We start from the raw sequence: 3,775 nt of genomic DNA, 5'->3' as shown, positions 1-3,775 counted from the left end.
TCCTACAGCGCCCGCCAGACCACCCAGGGGTTCAACGGGCAGGAGAGGCGCGGAACGGTGCCCGGAGGACTGCTGAACGCCGCGCCCCGCGCCTCCCACCGGGCGCGGCGGCCACCGGCCGACGCGGCCCCCAACGGCCAGCGCAGCGCCCCCGCCGGTTCCGATGACCGCCACCGCCCCCCACCCGTCCACTCACCCACCAGGGCCAAGGGCAGCAGAAGAGGAAGTCCGACCACTCACCACACCGAAACCAGGGCCTGAACTGGGAAGACGAGAGAGACCGCCCGGAACGAGCGCACCCCCCTTTGCACCCCTCTACGCACCCCCTTTGCACCCCCGCGAGCGGCCCGAACGGACAGGCGGGGTACGGCCAGTGCGAGAAGCCGGCGGAACGCGGGACCGAGCCCGGCCGCCGCAGGCGGTGGCCCGGCCCACTCACCACCGCATGGTGAGTGACGTGGTGAGTCCCACCCAGGCGTGGTGAGTAGCCGCGGTGAGGAGCCAGCCGCCGTGGTGAGTGGCCTGGTGAGTTCGGGGGCGCGGACGCTCTGACCAGCCGTGGTGAGTTCCCCTGCGGCTCTTGGTACCGGGCCGCGACTCGGCCTGCGCCAGGAGCTGGGGAAGGTCCGCCAGGAACCCCAGAAGGTCAGGCCACCGGGCCCCGGTGCGTTCAGGAGCGGCAGACTTGACGGCTTGGGCCATGTGCAGCGGGCACGAGGCCGATGAATTTCACGGGGTACGTCGGTGGATCTCAGCTCAGTGATCATCGCTGTCGCAGGCGTTGCAGGGACCCTGGGAGGTGCGCTCCTCACGCAGCGCGGTTCCGAGCGAGCGAAGCGCCTGGAGATAGAGCTCGTTCGAGACCATGAGGAGGTGCGCGAGGCCCGTTCGCTGCGACGCACCTGCTATGTGGAACTCAACCGGGATGCCCGGCAGTTCACCACCGCACTCAACCGCCACCTGCACGTCATGAGGGAACGCGGCGTGGAAGAGGGCGACAGCGGCGCACTCGAGGAAGCGAAGAACGCGCACCGCGATCGGTACTCCGAAGCACAGATGATCGCCCCCGAAGAGGTACTCAGGTCCGCGAGTGTCGTCAACCAAGCCCTGAACAAGGCCTACGGCCAGGTCAAACGCCTCGAACGCGGCGCCCCCGAACCAGGCGAAACGATGGAGACCGCGGCCCAGGCCCAGCACGAGGTCTGGGAGATGCTCCGAACGATGAGAACAGCTATGCGCCACGACCTCGGTGTAACACAAGACAACTAAGAGCTGGCACTCAGCTCACCACGGCGGCCGCCGTGGTGAGGGGCGTGGTGAGTACAACGGCCCCCACGGTGAGGGGGGTGCGGACGCACTGACTGAGAACTCACGAAACTGAGACAGCGTCACCCCTCACACGATAAAGCTCCACGACAGTGATGCCCCGTGGATCTCTCACCTCCAGCACAGCAGCCCCGTTGCCCTGAAACCGCCCACGACCAGCATCGATACCCCCAGCCCTCACTGTCTCTCAGCCCACTGTCACAAAACCGAGAGATCGCAGATAGCCCCCGGCTCTATTCGTTCCGAGCGGCAGCATGTGCCGATGGCGTATGACGGATATTGGTGATCACTGGCTGGGGAAATGTCGACGAGCTTTCACGGTGCTGCCCAAGGTCGTAGCTCCCCAGCTCCGGAGGACGCTCCTGGTCCAGAAGGCGCTGTCCTCGGGGCCGCTTCCTCTCCACCGGGGCCAACAGGTCTGCCGCCCTGCGGATCCCTCATACCCAATGGCCCGAACCAAGCCGCCCGGTCTATCGTCCGGTCATGGCATACGAGAGCCCGGAAACCCAGCCCACAGCCCTCGACTGGGAGCACGGGACCGGCCTGATCGGCGTCCATGACCCGGCCACCGTCGACGCGGCCTTCGAACGCGGTGAACGCCACGTCGGCATCGCCGTCATCGGGCTCGCCCTGCACCACCCCGACCCCCAGACCATCCTCCCCCGCGTCGCCCAGGCCCTCCGCGCCACCGACCCCACACAGCAGCACCAAGGCACAGTTGCGCTCGCACACGTCGCACGGCTGCATCACACCGTCGACCCGGAATGCCTCGCCCTGCTGCGCACCCAGCCACGTGGCAACGAAGCCGACGACGATCTGTGGGACTTCGTCCCACGCCGCAACCTGCCCTGGTGGCTCTGGCGCCACCAACTCCCAGGACACGCCAAGTGGTACCTCCTCGAACGCTGGCGCCACTGACAGTGCCCCCTGCGCCGCAGCAGCCGCCACGGCGGTGTCCAGCTTTCCGGACACCCCGCAACCGCGGGTGCCCACTTCCAGCGACCGGAACAGTCCCGGTCTGGTCACCTCCCTCCTGCACCGCCCGACAGCCCACCACTCCCACACTCACTCTCCCGCCCACACAGACCACCCCCACAGCCGAGCGCACCGCCCCACCCCGCCATTTCCGCCTCGGCCGGACCACACCCCGGCGCACGCCCACACCCGCCTGACACGCCCCTCACGCACCCCAGCGCGCTGGATCCTGGGCTGGAGCACTCCCGCAAACATCCGGCAGCGGTGCGCCGACCGCCGAGAGCAAGTCGGGGGGTCTGCGGCGTGAGCCGGCGGAAGGATCCGCAAGACTGACCCGTACCGAACCGGGAGGGAGGACGCCCATGTCCGTCATCAAGCTCCGCGAACACCAGGTCACACAGAAGGCGGCCTTTCGGAAGTGGGTGGGCTTCCCCGTACGGTCACCGGTGCCCCCACAGGGCACTCGGGGCACGATCGTGTCAGCGACCGGCTCCGGCAAGACGATCACGGCCGCCGCATGCGCACTGGAGTCGTTCGCGGACGGCCGGATCCTCGTCACCGTGCCGACGCTGGACCTGCTCGCGCAGACCGCCCAGGCGTGGCGGGCGGTGGGCCACCGGGCGGCGATGGCCGCAGTGTGCTCCCTGGAGAACGACGCGGTGCTGGGCTCGCTGGGGGTGCGGACCACCACGAACCCGATCCAGCTCGCCCTGTGGGCCGGGCACGGGCCCGTGGTCGTGTTCGCCACGTACGCCTCCCTCGTGGACCGCGAGGACATCACCGCAACCACGGGCCAGGGGAAGGTCCGCGGACCGCTGGAGGCCGCTCTGGCGGGCGGTGAGCGCCTGTACGGGCAGCGGATGGACCCGTTCGACCTCGCGATCGTGGACGAGGCTCATGGAACGGCTGGTGAGCTGGCGCGGCCGTGGGCGGCGATCCACGACAACGCCCGGATCCCGGCGTCTTTCCGGCTGTACCTGACCGCGACCCCGCGCATCCTGGCCGCTCCCCGCCCGCAGAAGGGCAGGGACGGGGAGCAGGTGGAGATCGCGACGATGGCCGACGACCCGGACGGGACGTACGGCGCGTGGCTCGCGGAGCTCGGGCTCTCGGAAGCGATCGAGCGGGAGATCCTCGCCGGGTTCGAGATCGACGTCCTGGAGATCCGTGACCCCTCGCCGGTGCTCGGGGAGTCGGAGGAGGCGCGGCGCGGCCGGCGGCTGGCACTCCTGCAGACCGCACTTCTGGAGCACGCGGCGGCGTACAACCTCCGTACGGTGATGACGTTCCACCAGAAGGTCGAGGAAGCCCGGGCGTTCGCGGACAAGCTACCCGAGACGGCAGCCGAGCTGTATGTGAACGATGCCTCGGACGAGGACCTGGCGGCCGCGGACCGGCTGCCGCGGTCATCGATCGACGCGGCCTTCTACGAGCTGGAGGCCGGGCGCCATGTCCCGCCGGACCGGGTGTGGTC

At 69.3% G+C, this 3,775-nt stretch carries 4 protein-coding genes; all 4 read left to right on the top strand.

From position 1 onward, the window contains the following. Positions 1-261 (top strand): hypothetical protein (locus ACFWSK_RS37455; protein WP_383796581.1); only part of this gene is annotated, 261 nt, incomplete at its 5' end. Between the two features lie 498 nt (positions 262-759). Further along, positions 760-1,269, top strand: coding sequence for a hypothetical protein (locus ACFWSK_RS37450; RefSeq protein ID WP_383796578.1), 510 nt, complete (start codon positions 760-762; stop codon positions 1,267-1,269). A gap of 540 nt (positions 1,270-1,809) precedes the next feature. Continuing rightward, positions 1,810-2,244 (top strand): hypothetical protein, encoded by a 435-nt coding sequence (locus tag ACFWSK_RS37445; protein ID WP_383796575.1) that lies wholly within the window; start codon positions 1,810-1,812, stop codon positions 2,242-2,244. Positions 2,245-2,663: 419 nt separating this feature from the next. Then, positions 2,664-3,775, top strand: a 1,112-nt coding sequence (locus tag ACFWSK_RS37440) for a DEAD/DEAH box helicase family protein (protein ID WP_383796572.1), incomplete at its 3' end; no start/stop codon positions are given.

Source organism: Streptomyces sp. NPDC058620 (genome assembly GCF_042717135.1).
Lineage (GTDB): Bacteria > Actinomycetota > Actinomycetes > Streptomycetales > Streptomycetaceae > Streptomyces.
This window is presented reverse-complemented; position numbering and strand designations above follow the sequence as displayed.